This is a genomic window from Kordia sp., assembly GCF_050633145.1.
In the GTDB taxonomy this organism is placed as follows: Bacteria; Bacteroidota; Bacteroidia; order Flavobacteriales; family Flavobacteriaceae; genus Kordia.
Genome location: NZ_JBOEFY010000020.1, coordinates 118,126 through 137,658, shown reverse-complemented (window position 1 = coordinate 137,658; position 19,533 = coordinate 118,126). Strand labels below are relative to the sequence as shown.

At 29.2% G+C, this 19,533-nt stretch carries 17 protein-coding genes; 15 read left to right on the top strand and 2 right to left on the bottom strand.

All coding sequences use genetic code 11. The annotated features are described in order from the left end of the window. Window positions 1-80: 80 nt before the first annotated feature. From ACRBBL_RS10385 to ACRBBL_RS10320, 14 genes are all read left to right on the top strand, one after another. Complete coding sequence (locus ACRBBL_RS10385) at window positions 81-425, top strand: hypothetical protein (protein ID WP_431368977.1); 345 nt, start codon at window positions 81-83, stop codon at window positions 423-425. A 123-nt stretch (window positions 426-548) separates the two neighbouring features. Continuing rightward, window positions 549-1,445: an AAA family ATPase gene (locus ACRBBL_RS10380; RefSeq protein WP_431368976.1), complete on the top strand. Its 897-nt coding sequence runs from the start codon at window positions 549-551 to the stop codon at window positions 1,443-1,445. Next, window positions 1,426-2,409: a DUF3871 family protein gene (locus ACRBBL_RS10375; protein ID WP_431368975.1), complete on the top strand. Its 984-nt coding sequence runs from the start codon at window positions 1,426-1,428 to the stop codon at window positions 2,407-2,409. The genes ACRBBL_RS10380 and ACRBBL_RS10375 overlap by 20 nt, the downstream gene beginning before the upstream one ends. A 57-nt stretch (window positions 2,410-2,466) precedes the next feature. Further along, window positions 2,467-2,718, top strand: coding sequence for a hypothetical protein (locus ACRBBL_RS10370; RefSeq protein ID WP_431368974.1), 252 nt, complete (start codon window positions 2,467-2,469; stop codon window positions 2,716-2,718). Window positions 2,719-3,180: 462 nt separating this feature from the next. After that, a complete protein-coding gene (locus ACRBBL_RS10365; protein ID WP_431368973.1) occupies window positions 3,181-4,617 on the top strand; it encodes a hypothetical protein in 1,437 nt (478 codons plus the stop codon). A 45-nt stretch (window positions 4,618-4,662) separates the two neighbouring features. After that, window positions 4,663-5,322, top strand: coding sequence for an NUMOD1 domain-containing DNA-binding protein (locus ACRBBL_RS10360; protein ID WP_431368972.1), 660 nt, complete (start codon window positions 4,663-4,665; stop codon window positions 5,320-5,322). A gap of 159 nt (window positions 5,323-5,481) precedes the next feature. Beyond that, entirely contained in the window at window positions 5,482-7,479 is a 1,998-nt protein-coding gene (locus ACRBBL_RS10355) for an AAA family ATPase (protein WP_431368971.1), read from the top strand. Next, on the top strand, window positions 7,479-8,084 hold the full coding sequence (locus ACRBBL_RS10350; RefSeq protein WP_431368970.1) for a hypothetical protein: 606 nt from the start codon (window positions 7,479-7,481) through the stop codon (window positions 8,082-8,084). The genes ACRBBL_RS10355 and ACRBBL_RS10350 overlap by 1 nt, the downstream gene beginning before the upstream one ends. Window positions 8,085-8,086: 2 nt before the next feature. Beyond that, window positions 8,087-9,202, top strand: a complete 1,116-nt coding sequence (locus tag ACRBBL_RS10345) for a hypothetical protein (RefSeq protein WP_431368969.1) — start codon at window positions 8,087-8,089, stop codon at window positions 9,200-9,202. Between the two features lie 132 nt (window positions 9,203-9,334). Next, window positions 9,335-10,630 (top strand): hypothetical protein, encoded by a 1,296-nt coding sequence (locus ACRBBL_RS10340; RefSeq protein ID WP_431368968.1) that lies wholly within the window; start codon window positions 9,335-9,337, stop codon window positions 10,628-10,630. Window positions 10,631-10,699: 69 nt separating this feature from the next. Further along, window positions 10,700-11,134, top strand: coding sequence for a JAB domain-containing protein (locus ACRBBL_RS10335; protein WP_431368967.1), 435 nt, complete (start codon window positions 10,700-10,702; stop codon window positions 11,132-11,134). Window positions 11,135-11,623: 489 nt separating this feature from the next. Then, window positions 11,624-12,559, top strand: a complete 936-nt coding sequence (locus ACRBBL_RS10330; protein WP_431368966.1) for a DNA/RNA non-specific endonuclease — start codon at window positions 11,624-11,626, stop codon at window positions 12,557-12,559. Between the two features lie 5 nt (window positions 12,560-12,564). Beyond that, complete coding sequence (locus tag ACRBBL_RS10325; RefSeq protein WP_431368965.1) at window positions 12,565-13,251, top strand: CHAT domain-containing protein; 687 nt, start codon at window positions 12,565-12,567, stop codon at window positions 13,249-13,251. Next, complete coding sequence (locus ACRBBL_RS10320) at window positions 13,252-14,490, top strand: hypothetical protein (protein ID WP_431368964.1); 1,239 nt, start codon at window positions 13,252-13,254, stop codon at window positions 14,488-14,490. Between the two features lie 32 nt (window positions 14,491-14,522). Here the strand turns inward: ACRBBL_RS10320 and ACRBBL_RS10315 are convergent, their stop codons facing one another. Next, window positions 14,523-15,083 carry a YceI family protein gene (locus ACRBBL_RS10315; protein WP_431368963.1) on the bottom strand — a complete coding sequence of 187 codons (561 nt, stop codon included), beginning with the start codon at window positions 15,081-15,083 and terminating at the stop codon, window positions 14,523-14,525. Window positions 15,084-15,218: 135 nt separating this feature from the next. Between ACRBBL_RS10315 and ACRBBL_RS10310 the strand changes: the two genes are divergently transcribed. After that, window positions 15,219-16,085: a winged helix-turn-helix domain-containing protein gene (locus ACRBBL_RS10310; protein WP_431368962.1), complete on the top strand. Its 867-nt coding sequence runs from the start codon at window positions 15,219-15,221 to the stop codon at window positions 16,083-16,085. Window positions 16,086-16,348: 263 nt separating this feature from the next. On the opposite strand, the gene ACRBBL_RS10305 is transcribed toward ACRBBL_RS10310, so the two are convergent. After that, window positions 16,349-19,273, bottom strand: a complete 2,925-nt coding sequence (locus tag ACRBBL_RS10305; RefSeq protein WP_431368961.1) for a GEVED domain-containing protein — start codon at window positions 19,271-19,273, stop codon at window positions 16,349-16,351. Window positions 19,274-19,533: the final 260 nt, after the last annotated feature.

The window sequence follows — 19,533 nt, the reverse complement described above, 5'->3', positions numbered from 1 at the left end:
ACCTACAAAACACCCCCACTCTTTATAGGAATTGGGTTAGTAGCCCACAATCTTCGTTTAACCAAATAATTTATAATACTATGGTAAAAATTATTGATTTTAAAGTCTATCAAACAGATGATAGCAAAGAATTCTGTACGTTAATAGTTCAAGGTGGAGTTGAAGCTGTAAAGAGTCAAGAAACAGGCAGAACTTATTTAACGGCAAGAACAGCAAGAGTAGCGTGTACTTTTAATAAAGCTGTATGTGAATCCCTTATTGGAACAGACTTAACAGGAAGTATTCAGAAAGTAGAAGTAGAACCATACGAATATACAATTGAAGAAACAGGGGAAGTTATTTCACTTACACATCGTTATGAGTATATAGATGAATCTGAAACTATTATAAAGAATAATGTAGTTGAAACAGAAGAGGTGTTTTAGAACATCAAACTAACTTAAAAAAATACTTAAGCTCTAACCATCTAGGTTAGGGCTTTTTTTGTCTATATAAGCGATTTATATAGTCTCACTTTTCAAATTATATAACCTATAAATAAATTAGATATGAAACTACAACAAGCAAAACGCCACCAAGTAAAATTAAAACTTGGGTTAAGTGGAGCAAGTGGATTTGGTAAGAGTTATAGTGCATTGTTATTAGCTTACGGAATTACTAATGATTGGTCAAAAATAGCTGTAATTGATACAGAAAATGGAAGCGCTAGTTTATACTCCCATTTAGGAAATTATAATGTTTTACCCTTAATACAGCCTTTCAGTCCAGAACGCTATATAAAAGCTATTAAAACGTGTGAAAATGCTGATAATATTGAAGTTATTATTATTGACAGTATCACTCATGAATGGAATGGAAAAGGTGGCTGTTTGCAAATCCATGAGCAATTAGGAGGTAGATTCCAAGATTGGGCAAAATTGACTCCTCGACATCAAGCATTTTTGGATGCAATTTTAAATTCAAAATGTCATGTTATTACTACTGTTAGAAAGAAAATGGATTATTCTATGGATAAAGATTCTTCAGGAAAAACAAAAGTTATTAAGCATGGTTTAAAAGATATAACTAGGGAAGGCTATAGCTATGAGTTGACCGTAGATTTTGAGCTTATAAATGATAATCATTTAGCTAAAGCATCAAAAGACAGAACAGGCTTATTTACTAATAAACCAGAATTTGTAATAAATGCTTCTACAGGCAAGAAATTACTTGCTTGGTGTAATGAAGGTATATCAATAGAGCGAATTAGAAAAGAGATTGAAAGCTGCTCTTCTATAGATGGCTTAAAGCACATTTACACTAAATATTCAAGTGTTCAAATAGAGATTAAACCACTAATAGTAAAACGTAAAGAAGAATTAGAGACTATAGATAGCCAACTAATTGATCAAAAAGAAATTGTAAACCCATTAAAAACAGAAAGCAATGGAATTGATAGCCAATAACAACATTCAAAACATGGTTTTAGACCATTCAAAAGTAATAAATAATACTTCAAATAATTTTATAGAAGCCAATACTGAAAAAGTAAGTTTAGAACATTTAGAAAAGGACTGTATTATACCAAGTTTTGCTAAAGATTTAGAATCTACAATTGCTCATTCTGAGTTTATAGATACTGTGCATTCAGTTGCGCAATCGGTTTATTCAGACAATGATATTTCATTACCAGAGATTAGAGTTAGTCATCAAATTAAAGGTAGAACACCAAGTGCGATTGGTAAGCCCGTTAAAGAACTTTTAGATCATGAAAAAACACAGTATTGGGAAAGAATGGCTTTCACAATTGAAATTCCACACATTGCAACTGTTATAAATGGTCAAGAATTAAAGTTAACCATTGGTGGTGTGCGTAGTTATTCAGAACAAAATCTATATGCAAAAAAGAGCATTGAGAAATTCAAAATTTTCATTGGTTTTAAAAATATGGTTTGCACGAATCTGTGCATCAATACAGATGGATTAAAAAATGATTTAAGAGTTAGTAGTATTAATGAGTTAAAAGATAAAACTTTAAAACTATTTCAAAATTATAGTCAGCAGAAGCATATTGAGCAGATGAAGCAGTTTATAAATTACAATATTTCAGAGTATCAATTCGCACATCTTATTGGTAAAATGAAGTTGTATCATAATTTAGAGAAGAATCATAAAATGAGTCTATTTGAATTAAAACTAACAGATTCACAAATAAGCAATATTGTAAAAGATTATGTCAATGATGATGCTTTTAAATGCAATTCTGATGGCACAATTAATTTGTGGAATTTATATAATCTATTTACAAATTCTGCTAAATCTAGCTATATAGATAACTTCTTAAACCGTAACTGTAATTCACATGAGTTCACAACTCACATTCTAAATCAGCTTAAAAATCAGGCGAAAGATTTCTACATCATAATATAATACATAGCTATTATGTAGAAATCATACTAAAAAATAACTATCAAAATATATATAATAATGAGTGACAAAGACTTAGTTGAATTATTGAAATACAGTAATTCTAAGGAGATTTATATTGTGACTTGGAACAGTATATTAAAGTTACTTGTTTGCCCGTTTAAAGTGGCTGTGATTCATGATGTTGGAATGTTAAAAAAAGGACGAAAAGTAATGGTAGATGAGGTTAAAATCACTCATGATTTAAAGACTGTTTATATAATAAAAGGAATGGCGTACTTCTACTATTACTTTGATATCCTTATTGATTAATACTATTAAATTTGATATAATATTTTGAGATGGCTTAATTCTTTAAAAACTCTCTTGAAAAGTAAAATTCCAATTAATTTAGATTATGAACAACTAACTTTTAAAATGTGTTGTTTCTAATCAGGTTGATCCTATGCATTTATTGCTCTATTCTTATTTTTTTAACATTTTTATTGAAGATATATCAATATATATTAGGAAATGTCAATTATTTTTTGTATATTAATATTTGATTTTGAGTAAAATGATAAGAGAAAATGCAAGCGGAATATTCAAAAAGACTTCAATTATAGCGTCATTTGAACGCCTCTCCATTCTTAATATTTATTTTAAACTATCCTCAAATTTTTTTTTAACAAATCAGTTAGGTAGTTGCTGATATTAATACGTATTAGGGCGTTAATAAAGAAAAAAAACGTTAACTCTAAATGTATTAAATGACAAAAAATATGAAGAAAGAAGATGAAGAAAGAAATATCTAGATCTAATCAATTTATACTAACTAACCAATCTATATCTACTATCAATTATGTTACTGATTACTCTCAGGAAGTAGATACTGCTAAAAACCCTTATTTTACTAGTGACACAAGTGGTCACTATCTTTTTAGTGAGGAAGAAAACAATGTCACTTTACCGATATTTTTTGGAGACTATAAAACTATTAAAATCCCTAAAGGATTAAAAAGACGTGTTAAAAGGTTGCCTAAAAAAGTTTTAAAGCCAATAGACTCAGATATTGAAATTGCAATAGAGAAATGTTTTATGTTTATATCTACTCTAACTTCAACGGTTTTTAATGAAGATGATTATTGGAAAAGCTTATCCTCAACAATATTGCATGAACAATTTAAAAAGGGAAAAGATAATACTCGTATATATAAGAGAATTATTGATGCATTATCCTATTCTACTGATTCTACTGAGCCAATAATTGAGTGTAGAAAAAATCAACATGGAAATGACTCCTATCAACAAGATAGTTATTCCAAACAGTATAGGTTGCATTCAAGTAGTATAAATCAAAATTTGAAATCTTATAATATCAAGTTTGAAAATAACATTCAAAAGCGAAAAGAAAAACATAATAAAGATATAGCTACTGCTCTTAAAAACCCTATAGGGTATAATCTAATAGCTTTATATCCAAAGGTTATTTTACCTACTGATGAAGATATTGAAAAGCAAGGAAAAAAATTAGTCAAAGAAAAATATAGGACTAAAAAAAGAAAATTATTAACTCTTTTAAATAAAAAACCTAAATCCTATTATTCTAATTTGGAGAATCGCTCATTTGTAGAAGAAAATATAAAACTTTATAAGTATTTAGCGGGAGATAAATATATGATACCTAAAATAGGAAAAGAAAGTTCTGGAGGAAGAGTAGTAGATAGTTTTAATCTAATGCCGTCATGGATAAGAAAAATGATTAAGATTGATGATGAGCCTACTGTAGAACTAGACTTTAAAGCTTTGCACCCTAATATAGCAATGCTCATTTATGGAGGTACTCAGTATCAAATAACACATCAAAAGGTTGCAGAGGAAATGAATTTCCCTTTGAATGAAATTAAAATTGAGCATCTCTCATTTTTTAATAAAAAAGTTGCTAATATGAAAAAAAGTCCTCTGTATCAATATTATTTTAATAGAGAAAAAACAATGCTTAAAAATTTGATACAAGATAAAAAGCGATATGGCTACAAAATAACCTCAAAGCGGCTATTTAAAAAAGAAGTAAATATTATGAGCTCAATAATAAAAGAGCTGAATAGATTAAATATTTATGTGTTATATGTTTATGATGCACTTTACTGCAAGGCTTCAGATAAGAATATAGTAACAGAAATAATGAATAGGATAATTTTAAAGCATAAAGTTCATACCTCAATAGGGTAAAAAAGAACATTTTTAATATTAGGTAATATGATAAATGAAAATATAATGAAGGAAGAAAATTACATAATTTACAAAGCTCAAAATGAGTTCACAGGAGAATCTTATGTTGGTGCTACAACAAATAGCATTGAGCAAAGAAAGTTAGATCATCAAGAGCGAGCTAACAGAGGAGAGTTCAATAAATTTCATGAAGCTATCAACACTTATGGTGCTGATGCTTTCACTTGGAAGCAAATTGATACCGCAAACTCTACAGATGAATTAGCACAAAAGGAAAAAGTATATATTTTACAGTATGACTCCAAAGAAAGTGGTTACAATACTGATTCTGGAGGAGGATTTAAAAAAACAGTTTATCAGTACGATATAACTACAGGAAAACTTCTTGGACAGTATGAATGCTTAGAAGATGCAGGAAAAGAAGTAAATGTTACAAAACAGCACATTTCTAGAGCCTGTCTAAGTGTAAATAAAATGTATGAAGGTTTTTATTGGAGTTATGAATACAAAGAACCATTCATGCCTCAAAAGGACGCTAGGAAGAAGGAAGTTTTGAAGTGTTTATTAGATGGAACTGTATTAGCAAAATATAATTCTGTTTCTGAAGCTTCAAGAGAAAATAATCTTTCTAAAACTTCTATATCAAGAGTATGTAGGGGAGAAAGAGAATCTTTGGGAGGTTACAGATGGAACTATAAAAAGTAATATATAATTTGAAAAATAAAGAGAGAGGTAATTTTGCCTCTCTTTTTTTGCAAATACAGATAAAATTAATAGTTAGATTCCCTCAATTAGTATAAATATTACTGACTAATATTATTATATTATTTGTAAATTGCCCTTTCAGGCTAATGTTTAGATAAAATGAGAAATATTTTTTTACCAACCTTAAAGAGTATAAAAATTAAGAACTTTACTCTTTACCCTAATGGTTTAGATTTTGAATATGATTTTATAAATGGTGTGAACCTTATAATTGGAGGTAATGGAATGGGTAAAACTACATTTGTCAATTTAATTAAGTATTCCATTATAGGTCATTATAAAAAGGATTTTGACTTTACAAGAACATACAAGGATAGAAAAATTGAGAAGAGGACACTACATCCAATTAATTACTATAAGAACAGGCAAGATGAGGTCATAAAGACCGAATCAAAAGCTACAGTCACTATTGATTTTAAGATTAAGAATGACTCATTCTCTGTTGAGAGGTGTTTGGAAACTATAACTTTAAATAGCTACTCAATTAATAACTATAATGTTGAAGGAGATGTACTTACTCAAGTAAAATATGAAAATTTAAATGAAGACCAAAAGAAAGATTCTCTTCTAAAGAAATATGAAAATGATATTGAAAGGGCTTCAGGATTACCATTTGATGATTTAATTTTCTTTGTCAATGAAATATTATTTTTTGGCGAAGATCATAAAACAATTTTATGGAATGATGGTGATAAGGGAACAGATGTCCAATACGAATTATTTAACAAATACTTTAACTCACCAGAGTTAGATAAAGCTAGGCAAGAGGCTGTCAGGCAAGCAAAATATTTTGATAGTGTTTCAAGACATCGTTCAGAAGATATTAGAGCAATAAAGAAAGTACTAGACAAAGTTGAAAAGGATGCAAATAATGAAGAAGGTGAAGTTGATGCTAAATCAATTAATTCTAGAGTGTTAGAGATTAAAATTGAACTGCAAAATTTAGATAAGAAAATTAAAAAGAAGCAAAAGTTTAGGAAAGAGATTGAAGCAGAAGTTTCAATTATAAATAATAAAATAAATGAATTGAGTCTTTTAATTGACAATCTTGAAAAAACTAAAAAAATTGCTGAAAATAAGTTGTTTGAGAACAAATATATACATCTTCACAAAAATTATGACTTATATTATCAAAGTATAAAAACAAATCATGTATGCCCACTTTGTACCAAAGAAGTTGAAAAGCAGTTCATTGATGAAAAGTTAAATCATTCTAACAATTGTATATTATGCAATCAAGAAATAAGTCAAATAACTAATGAAAGTTTAAAAAATGAATTTGAATCTATAAATAATGAATTAATAGATGAGCATACAAAAATTCAAAACTCTCAAAAAGAAGCAATTAAGATCGATAAAACTCTCAAAAAATTAGATAAGGAGTTTAAGGAGTTATCTAACCAAAAAAGAAATCTTCAATCTGAATTGAGAAACTTACAATTTGCACTATCTGAAGGTTCTGAAGAAGATCCAGATAAGCTACAGGCTTTTTATGATGAAATTGAATCTCTAGAAGAATTAAAAGAAGAATTTCAACTTAAAAGCAAAGAAGAAAAAGAAAAAGCCAATGAATTTTCTAAACAAATAGAAAAACAAGTCTCAAAAGTGACAAGTAAATTCTCTAAACTCTTTTCGGAATTTGCTGTTGAATTTTTAGGTGTGAAATGTACCTTGACTTATGATGATTTAGGAGATGGTAAAAGGTTTTACCCTGTAATAAATGGTAAAATTAGAAGGCATGATGAAGAATTATCAGAATCACAAAGATTTTTTATTGATCACTCCTTTAGGATGAGCATTCTTTCATTTTTTTATACAAAACCTTCATTTTATATTGTAGAGACACCTGATAGCAGTTTGGATATCTCGTATGAGAAAAATGCAGCAAAGGTATTTACAAAGTTTTTAGAAAAAGATAATGCACTTATTATAACAACCAATCTAAACAATAGCGAGTTTTTAAATCACTTAATTGATTTTTCAGAAAATAAAATATCAATTATTAACCTTCTTGACATTGCTAAAAAATCTGTTATTCAACAATCAAGTGAGTCTTTAAAATCTGTTTATGAAAAAGTTAAAAAAAGAATTAAATAATGCAAAATAAATTAGAAGAGCTATATAGAGCTAATGATGATATTATTGATTTAATGAAACTTATAAAGAGTATAGGTTGGAAGTCAATAAGAGAGCAATCAATTCAGCGAATGTTTTATCTAACCAAAGTATTATATGCTTTCGTTAATGAGAATAGTACAAACCCATATGAAGATTATCATTTTTCAGTTAGTATTTCAGGACCTTATTCAGATTTGTTAAATAGATCAATATTAGATTTAAAGGTAAGAGAGGCAGTAGAAGAAAGTCAAGAAGGAGATATTAAGTTAATAGACCAAAATTATAAATTTAGCAAAAATGAAAATAAGATTGAGTGGCAGAAAATAATTGTCTACATAATTGGATTGTACGGAGAAAGTAAAATATTTAGCTTCACTATAAATGACCCCTTATATAAAGAAGCAATAGAGACAAATTCTCAAAAAGAATTAAATACCTCGCCAGAAAATATAACTGTAAAAGTTTTAAATGATTTTAAATCGGCTTTTGAAGAAACACTTGAGAATGTTTCTGAAATTAGTAAGCAAGAGTATCTAGAATTATATTTTGAGTATGTATTCAGTAAAATTATTACAAAGAAATAGGAATGGGGGAATTTAATTTTAAGGAGGAGTCTTTTAAACAGTTTTTAAAAGAAAAAGAATCTCAAATATACATAAGAACAAAAAATGGGATTCAAGAAACAGATAAATTTAAGAATCTACACAGAAGTTTGGTTTCATATCAAAATGACAGACCTTTGAAAGATTTTACAGCATTTTTAATTTCATATGAGGAAGTTGAAAATATTATTGAAAATTATACTGATAAATTGTTTTCAATATTAGATTCTGATACTTGTGTTATTAATAACCATTTACTTTTTGATAGGAGTTTTGATTTAGTTGATCATGAAAGAAGAGAGATGAAAGACAATAATGAAGCCAGAAGATATTATTTAGAATTGTCAAAGGAATTTTGTGTTTTTTTAATTAGTTCTCAAGGTGTACATTATTTTATTCATGGTAAAGATATAGGGGCAACCATATTTTTCACTTCAGATGCTCTAAATTCTTATAATGGCTTAAGAGATATTACTAAAATTTTAGAATTATTTGAAGAGTATCGTAGTCAACATTTAAAAGATAGGGATACTTACACTAAATTTTTTGTTTCAAATAGTAGTAAACGGTCATTGTGCAAGCATTTAAAAAATGATCCCACACAAGATGACTACAAACAATTTTTGAAAGATCATACTCAACTTTTAGAAAATAAGCCAGAGGATAGATTTCGTGAAGATTTACGTATGTTTTTAAAAAGAAATTTAAAAGCCAATGTTTTAAGTAAAGAGTACATAATGGAAAATTTTAAAAGGCTTGATATATTTATAAATGATGATTTTGGAGAGCTTTATTTAATTGAAGTGAAATGGGTTGGTATTAGTATTCACCCCTTAGGACAAAAGGTAGGAACATCATATACTTCAGATGATATAAATCCTAATGCCGTTTTACAATCAGTTGATTATATAAGACAGTTATATCAGGAAAATAAGAATATAAAATTAGGCTATCTTGCTGTTTTTGATGCAAGACCAAATAATTCAGTTGATACAGTTGAAAGTTTTGATGAAACCAATCTAGATGAAAGCTTAAAAAAATATTATCCAAAGTTTAAAAAAATTAAAGACTTTAAGATTCTAAACTCACACCCTAATTAACCTAATAGTTGTTCTAATCAATTAATAATAAGCTTTTATAAAATTCCTTTTTTGATTGATTTACATTACCTTTGAGAAAGTTTTAATTAATGGTTCTTTTTAGAACTTTGACTCCGTAAGATTGTTAAATTAGTGAATATAATTAAGAATAATAGCCAGTTCAGACTTTTAGATTACAGTGAAGAATATTCAAATTTAGTTTCATTTGGGACAAATAAATTTCAGTCTACTCATCGTTGGTATTCTTTTGTTGAAGGTTATTCGTCAGAATTTGTTAGAAGACTTATAGGAGAACAACAAGAAACAATTAATAAGTGCTTAGAACCTTTTGGAGGAATAGGAACGACCGCTTTGAGTTGCCAAAATTTAGGGATAGAGTGTTATGCAATAGAAAGTAATCCTTTTTTTTATAACGTAGCTAGAGCTAAATTATATTCCTATTCTAGTACTAAATTTCAGAAGTTAACAAGTGAATTTGTTCTATATCTAGATTCTTGTAAATCAAGAATAAAACTCCCTGTTTTAGAATCTAAAACTTTTTTTGAGGATGAAAGTAAAGACAAGTGGATTTTTCACAAAAATGTATCTAATGCAATCGCAGACATTTTAAAAATGATACATACTCTTAAAGAAGAAGAGTATTATTACAGTATATTATTTGAAATAGCTTTAGCTAATATATTAATACCATTTAGTAATGTTTATAGAAATGGAAAATGTTTAAGTTACAGGAAGAACTGGAAAGAAAGAACTTTTACTAGAAAGCAAGTTCATGCTAAGTTTTTGGAAATATGTAATAATATCTTAATTGATATAAGAACAAATGAAATATCTGTAAGAAATATAAATAACTTCAATACCTATTTTCAAGGAGATTCTAGAAACAAGATTAAAGATTTAAAAGATAATGATTTTGACTTAGTCATTACTTCACCTCCGTATTTAAACTCAAGAGATTACACTGATGTGTATAGGTTGGAGTTATGGATATTAGGATATGTTAAGAAATTTGACAGAGAAAGGGAAATTAGAAAAAGCGCATTAACATCACATGTCCAAATACAGCTTCCAGATACTAATTACCCTAACATAAGAGAGATAGATGATTTTTTAGAGCATCTAAAGGGCTTAAATGGGAGTTTGTGGAATCAGAATATACCTAATATGATAAAGGGATATTTTAACGATATGGAGGGTGTTTTAAGTGATATACATAACAAACTAAATGATAAAGGTCGTGCATATATTAATGTTTCTAATTCTGCATATGGTAAGAAAATTTGTAATGTAGATTTAATTTTGGCTGAAATTGCACAAAATTTAAATTTTAACGTAGAAGAAATTAGAATGGCTAGAGTAATAAATTCTAGTAGTCAACAAAAGCTTAATGGGCATATGAGGGAAAGCGTCATAGTCCTATCAAAATAATATCTAATAAAATTCAATACATTAATCGAAGCTCCTTTTTTTAAGGGGCTTTTTTTATTTATAACAATCATGAACATACCAGAAATCAATGTAAGTTATTCCAATGAGAATAACTGCAAAGTGAAAATTACCAATAGCCAACAAACTTATAAGGTGGCAATGGATAAGTGGAATCAAGATACAATTGAGTTCCAAGAAGAAGTAAAAATACTATTACTAAACAATTCAAACATTGTTTTAGGAATGCATGAGTTATCCAAAGGAGGAGGAACAAGTAGTATTATCGATATTAAAATAGTTGTAAGTATTGCTTTAAAATGTAATGCTTTTGGTGTTATACTACTCCATAATCATCCAAGCGGAGGTTTAAAACCAAGCGGAGCAGATAAAAATATTACTAAGAGACTAAAACAAGCTTGCAACTATTTAGACATTCAGTTAATAGATCATTTGATTATTACAAAATGTGGTTATTTCAGTTTCACTGATGAAAAATTACTGTGAAAAGGTATACTTTAAGGTTGCAATTTTTAAATGATTATTATAAATACTTGATTGTTAGTACGGTATTGTCCTTGGTTCGAGCCCAAGTGGGACCACTTTTTGCAACTGAAAGCTTCTTAAGAAATTAAGGAGCTTTTTTGGTTTTTAAGAGTTTTTGGCGAGAAATTTATACGGAGCATTAATGAGTTGCGAATGTATTTTCAATGAAAGCAGCTTAAGCTTTACAATACTTTCAAAAACGAAAGCTTTGATAAGTGTAACAGTCATTGATCTTTTTTTGTTCTATGATTAAACTATTTGCGATAACTCATTTATAATATTTCTTTATAATTTCGAAAGAAAATGAAACATTTTTGTAACTTTATAAAGTTACTTTCCCTAATTTCAGTAAGTTAATAACACTTTTAATATTGTTTAGAAACATCTCTTATTTGATGTAAGTAAAACTTAAATCAATTCAGATAATTATAATTACGAATCAATTAAAATATGGGGTTTAAGAAAAATTTTATTGAAGGTTCGTTTATAGAATTTCCAAGCCTTTCTAAAAGACAAATTATAGAATATGAAGAAAATGGACTTAATCCAGATACTTATTGTTTAGAGTATACCAACTATTCCGTTTTTCAGAATCCATTCCGAAGATTCCCATACTATTCTGCCGCTAATATTGACGGATCAAAATTTATCGAAAAATTAGACCGCTTAAGCGATTTTAAAAAAGATGATAGAATTCCTCTAAATCATCAATTTGGTGATGAATTATACGATGCAAAAAAAAGTGATTTTGATAGAGGACATATGACCAAAAGAGAGGATACACAATGGGGAATTGATGAATTTGAAGCTAAAAAAGCCGCTGATTCTACGTTCTTTTTTACTAACGCAGTGCCTCAACACGCTAGATTAAATAGAAGTATATGGAGACGGATTGAAAATTATATTCTTCATTCTGAAAGTGTAAAAAATAACTTAAAAATAAGTGTTTTTACAGGACCAGTTCTTAACCATAACGACCCATATTTTGTTACTAAAGTTGAAGGTAAACAAATTAAAATTCCAAGAGTTTTTTGGAAAGTTGTTTATTATCTAAATAAGAATAATGAATTATCTAGAGTTGCTTATATAACAAATCAGTCCAATCTGCTTCATAGCAATGGTATTGTAGATGCTAGTTATGAAATCACTAGAAGTTCCGATGGAGAAGATGATTTCTTTTTAGATTTTAAAGATGCAGATACATATCAAACAGATGTTTCTGTTATTGAATCTTTGACCTTGCTTACTTTTCCTAAAGCTAAAGATGTTTATAAGGACCATAGAATGGTTCGGTTAATTTTAGAAGAAGTAAATTATAGAAGCAGCCAAATTTCTGAAGATCCAAATGAGGAAACTTTACCAAAAATAAAAAATTTAAAACTCTAACTCGTATGAGAATCTTATTTATAGGAGTAAACCCAAAAGACACACGTCAACTTAGGTTAAAAGATGAAATAAATATCATAAAAGATGTTTTAGATTCACAGCCAATAAAAGATAAGTATAAATTAATTGTAAGAGATGCTTCTACAAAAAGAACAATGAGAAGGTATTTGAATAGGCATAAACCAAATATTCTTCATATTTCTGGACATGGAAATGATGATAATACTATTGTTTTTGAAGATGGAAATGGATACTCTGAAACTATCTACACTCAACAATTAGGAGATTTCTTAGCAAACTATAATAAATACCTAAAATGCGTGGTATTATCTGCATGCTTTAGTTTGAATGATATTGAAAATTTTTCAAATGATATTCATTGTGTGATTGGTATGAAAACATCCATAGGAAATGATAAAGCCATGATTTTTTCAAGTTCTTTTTATGACTCTATAAGTTCTGGGGAAAGCTTTGAAGCCGCTTTTAAAATCGCTAAAGATGAAATTAGTTTATCTCAAGAAGAAGACGATGACATACTTAAAATGATAATCAAAGAAGATATTATTAAAGAAACATCAGCACCAGTAGCACCAAATATCAATTGGAAACTTGTTGGTTTTATTCTATTGGTTATCATAATAATAGGACTTTTGTATTTTGTAATGACACCTAGTCTTAAAACTATAGAATAAATGGAAAAATTAGCAGTAAATACATATATAGAAAGGATTAAATACCTAAGACATAGAATTGTTAATGTAGGTGCTATACTTTTAATATTTATTATTACGTTACTCTTTATTTTCCTAAAACAGAATAGTAATTTAGAACAATACAAAGAGCGCCATAGCCAATTATTAGAAACTACAAATGATTCTCTTTGGGGAAAGTTTGAAGTTTTATACAATAGCTATTCACCTTTTATTCAGGATTATAATGAAACTCAAGCTGGCCCTTACAGTCTAATTTGCATGGTTAGTAGTTTTAACATGCTCACTTTAAAAATTATAAATAAAAAAGTATTTGACACTCCTACTTTTAATAATTCGAAATCTTATGTTGATTATGCCGCTGTAAATTTATCAAATTATTTAAATGCTTTAAGACAAATGGAATTCAGTCATAAGCGCCATAAAAGTTTTAATGAGCTTAGCAAGGAAGAACTTCAGCATTTAGTATATGTTCAATCCTTTCAAGATAAAATCGATATAGATAGTCTTAAACAAGGAATTACATACTCATGGATGAATTCTGTTATGATGTTGCATTTTGACAAAACTGAAGTTTTAAAAATTGATAGTGATTACATTAAGAAAAAATTGCAATGGTCTGTGAAAAATTTGGACACCATTTCATTTACTTTTTTAACGTCAATCACAAAATTTAATCACTTTAAAGCTTCAATTGTTAGTAAAGAGGATATAAAAAACTTTCCTAAAACGATAGATAATAATCCTAGCATAAATTATAAAGAAGCTAAAAAAGATGAAGCGTTATTAAAAAATAAAATAAAAAATATTGGAGAAGGTGAAGACATTAAAATTCCTATAATAAACTTTAATATCTCATTAAGTCAAATTGTTTTATTTGGTGGTTTAATAAATTTAGGGATTTTATTATACTTTTATTTCATGTCAATTAATCTTAAATTATTATCACATAAATTGGAGAAGTCCAATCTAAGTACTCTTAGTATTGAAGACAGGCAAGCTTTGTTTTTTGGATTAGATTATCAAATCAAAAACAAATGGTTGTATCTAATAATTAATGTAATATTCTTTTCAGCATTGCCCATTATTTCAATTATTTTAAGCTATATCATATTTGAAAGTGGCCCAAATCAAATTTTGCTAATTAGCATCGTTTGCTTAATCAATATTTACGTTTCAGTAATAATTTCTAAGACCTTATTTCAATTAAATAAAGTATAAACGGTATTGTTATACACTTAAAAAAAAGTTCCTTATAAACTTAATTTCACTTCAAAACCTACAGCATCCGAAATAGCATTATCTTTTATGGTACTATTATAGTTAATGCTCCAACGTGTACGATCAATTTTAAACTTTGTTGTCATGGTTTTTGCTTGATAATTTAGCGTTGCCTGAAACTTTATAGGTTTTATAATGCCTTTAATTGTTAAATTGGCTTTTGCTTCAAAATGTGTAGCATCATGATAGGTAATTTCAGTAATGACTAAGGTTGCTTTTGGATATTTTTTCACATCAAAAAAGTCAGCATCTTTTAAGTGTTTCGTGAGGTTTTTGTTGCCTTCTGCTTCCATATCGGTTGCCATAATGGTATTGAGATCAATAATAAAGCGTCCGCCCGTAATTTTATCGTTAGCTTTGATAAAATAACCTTCTTGAAAATTTACAAAGCCATAATGTCCATTAAAATAGAAACTATAATCACAGGACCATTTTATCTCACTTTTTGAAGTATTGATAGGAAGTTGTTCTTGTGCGTTAGATAGTGTTATTGAACATATCGTGAATGCGAAAACTAGGATGTATTTTTTCATCTGTTTTGTTTTTATGATTATTTTTAATTTCGAAGTAAAACTAGATTGAAGACGTACTAAAAAATGTCAAAAAAGTGTAAAAGAAGTGTCAACACTTGTAAAAAGTCATGAAATTGTATGTTATTTACAGCTGTTATGAGTAAAAAGAGAGTATATATTTATAGTATTTTGGTAATCATAGTGTTAAGTATTTGGATATTTTCAACACGTACTACCGAAAAAACTAAGTTTTCAGAAAAGGTAAAAATTGCACTGCGCGATGTGGGCAATAAATTACTATTATCTGAAAAAGATTCTACGTCACTAATTTTACCTATAAAGGAAATAGAAACTTCTAAATACGAACTTTCTTTTAAGAGTCACTTAGCGTTTGAACCCAACACAATGGTTTCTATTATAGAAGATAGTTTCCTTAGCGCTAAATTGCCAAAAACCTATTTGGTTGAGGTATTACAATGTGTTGATGAAGAAGTAGCCTATAGTTATGAAATAAGTAAGTTGGAAGAAAACACTATTATTCCTTGTAAGGGAAGATATTTACCAAAAAGCTGTTATACCATTCAAGTGCGATTTACGTCTAGTAGCAGCTCTATATTTACGATCTCAACCATATTATATGGATTGGTTTTTATAAGTTTTCTGATGATGGAATTTTTCTTCTTCCGAAAGGGAAAAAAAGAGGAAATGCCCAAAGAAACTCCTGAGCACTCTGCCATTGGAAGTTTTTATTTTTATCCTACGCAAAACAAATTAGTAAAACAAGCAACAGAAATTAACCTTTCTAAAAAAGAATGTGAGTTACTTCAAATATTTGCAGCTAATTTAAATCAAGTCGTAACTCGCGACGAATTGACAAAGAAAGTTTGGGAAGACAATGGTGTTATTGTGGGAAGAAGCTTAGATACCTACATTTCCAAACTCCGCAAAAAACTTAAAGAAGACGAAAGCATCAAACTCATCAATGTACATGGAGTTGGGTATAAGTTGGAACTTGGAAGTTAGATTTGTTAGATTTTTAGACGCTCTACGCTTTTAGAGTGGCTTCACCTTTTAGACTCCTTAGATCTTTAGACACGCTTTGTTTTTGAATTGTTAGATTGTTAGAATCGGCTTTGCCTTTTAGACTGCTTTGCTTTTAGATTATTAGATTTCTTATAAGCTTCTGTTTAAACTTAACTCAAAGAAAAAACCATCAATAAAATCTTAAGATCCTATTGATGGTTTTGGTATGTATTATTGTGTTAAAAAATACGTTTCAAACAGTATTATCTCACAATAAATTTTTGTGTTATGTTTGAGTCTATATTTGTTCCTCCTATTTTTAAAGTATATACACCAGCAGCAGCTTGTGACATATCTAATTTTACAACATAAGAATTGATAGATGACTTAGATAGATCTTTAAACTTAAGTTGTTGCCCATTAATATTGTATATAGCAGCATATACATCACCACTATAAGAAGTAGTTAATACGGCTTCAAATTGATTTTCACCTTTTTCAATAATTTTAAGATCTGAGTTATTGATAAATGCAAACTCTTCAACACTTAAAGTTTGAATACTTGCGGTATAATCTTCAGTTTCACCATACGTAGTTTCTTCACATGCATCATCAGGAACAACAGCATTCCAATTTGTTTTTGCTCTCATTCTATGAGTACCTGTAGCTGCACCAGCAGGTATTACCAAGTCTACAGTTTCAGTGAAAGTACCACCAGTTTGCCCGGCACCAATTATATAATCAGTAATTACTTTTTCACTTACTTCAAAAGAGTTGCTATCATCAAAATCGATCCAAACAGTTAAATATTGATTACCATAAGTTGTTGTAACAGTTAATGGGTATGTTGTATCTGGTTCTAAACTTGCAATTTGATCTGTAAAATCACCATAACCTTCACATGCAGAAGCGTTATTTATTTCAGCAACAGAAAATAATCTTAAACCATCACCAAGACTACAGTTTGCTGAAGGTGCACAAATCATATTTTCAACTGCTATAGTAGTACTGTTATTACTTGGCTCTTCATCACTAACCAATGTTGTAGAAGCTGTGATTGAATACGTATTAATAGCTGATAAATCGGCAGTTTGCGTAAAAGTGTACTGAACTGTTTCTTCTGGATTAATTGTAGCAGCTATAGTTTCAATAACAGGTGCTCCACCATCTAAAGTATATTGTACAGGTACATTACTTTGTGCATTAGCACCAAAATTTCTAACGCTAACAGTTACAGTTTCATTTCCAAGACCAGTTCCGCTTACTGGTGAACTAATATTTACAACTCCAACATCATTGTTACGTAAGTGAGTAACATCTTTACTATACGGATCATTTAATGTAAACTCGTCCGTAGCAAGTGTAGTTTTTGCTTCTAGTGTGTACGTTTGACCATAACTAGATAAATCTGCAGTCTGTGTAAAAGTATAATTTGCAACATCACCTGAAGCAATTGTACCAGTAAATACTTCTGAAGCTATTAATGTACCATCAACTCTAAGTTCTACAGGAATGTTTGATTGATTTAAGTTACCAAAATTTCTTATAGTTACTTCTACAGTTTCTGCATTTGATAAACCTCCATTTTCAGGATTAACAATTGCGATGATTCCTACATCGTTATCAAAACCAGGAGATAAACTAAAAGAAGCTATTCGAGATTGCCATGTATTACTAGATCTAAAATATTCGGCTGTATGCCAAAAAGTAAATCCATCAGGATCCATTGTAAGATGCGAATAATCACCAAATCTGTTAGAAAATGTTTGTACTCCAGTACCAGCTACTATTGTAGTTTCTGCAACACTCATTTGTCCTAATGGATCTGTACTAAAACGACCAGTATACGAAATACCAACTGGTAAAGTACCACTAGCAATATTAAAACCTAATCCAATATTTCCTTGTAAATCTATTGCGGCAGAGCCCATAAATCGACTGTGACCATCTGCAGGTGCATACGTACCTTCTTGATAAACACTCCAACCATCTGTATCGTTGTTTCTTAATTCAATCCAACGTATACCAGAAGTATCATTACCGTCTACATCTACGTTAAATGTTATAACCCATGAGTTATGAGTTCCAAAACTTCTATAATTTGCAGCATATGATATTACACCACCAATCATATCAATTTTTTGATTTGTTCCTGGCTGATCAACATCACCTGTTCCAAAAGGAGCAAATACAGAATCGAAAGCAGCTAAGGGAACATCAATTGGATTTGAAACTACTGAGTTTGCAGGAGTGGCCCAATCAATATCAATTTCCCATATTTTTAAATGGTCACTTGTTATTCCAGGATTCCATCCATCATCTTGAAGATATACAATATATCCAGGAACATCAGTAGGATAAATATTTCCTAAAAGGTTCGCAGGTTCAGGACTGAAAACGGTATTTGGATTATTAACGATCCCAGGTAGTGTAAAACCTACAATTTGAGGATTTGTACCTCCATTAATCATCACATCTCTATCTATTACGTATACTGAATTACCTGAGTTTTTATTTGCAGTTAAATAATATCCATCAGGCCATATTGAATAGTGAGGATAATCAGGAAAAGCATCTAAAGCAAATTCATATACGTTATAAGCTCCTGTCGGATCTGGTGTATCTGAAACCCCTATAATTAAAGCGTTGTTTGACGTTTGAAACTGACTTACAAAAAATCTATCAGCAAGATGATCATACATTACAATAGGGTCACCGTTGTTAGCTCCATTACCTAAAAATGTACCTAAAGGAGTTGGGCCTGCTAATGTGTTTCCAGATTTGTCAAAAATCTTTACAACAGAATTTACAGCATTTACATAATGATTTGGTCCAGCAGCTCCTGTAGGATCTGGAGGTGTAGCACCACCACCTTCATTTACTGAAATACCGTCAAAACTTCCTTCTAAAGCATACGATGCCGTATAACTATTTTCAGCATTAGTTTGTCTTAATGGATCAACACCATCTAATGGAAGTCCTGTAGGATCCAATTTTTCATTTGCTCTTAAGTTGTTGGGTACGATACGTATTTCGTTTACCCTGTAGGTTTGCTCTTGACTTAATACAAAGTCCCTAAGCGGCATTGTTTTTCCTAAAAACTCACCTTGAATAATTGTAGTAGGATTGTTTTGCGAAAAAATAAAGGAAGTCCATAAAAGTAATGGAACAAGTAATAACTTTTTCATATAATATTGGTTTTAATTTGGCAGGCTCTGTTATGTCAGATATGGTTATCTTAAAAAACTAAGAGACTATTTTTTAAAAAAAATCTAAAAAATTTTTAGGCATTTGAATTATCATTACAATGAATATAAATTCATTATTTTTTTCGAATGCGCATATTTTTTTATTAAAACAGCTACTCGAGAAAAAACCCTACAAAAACCTTAGAAATTAGACAATTTTTCGCTAAAAGTAAGGCTTTTACAATTAGTTTCAAAAACGT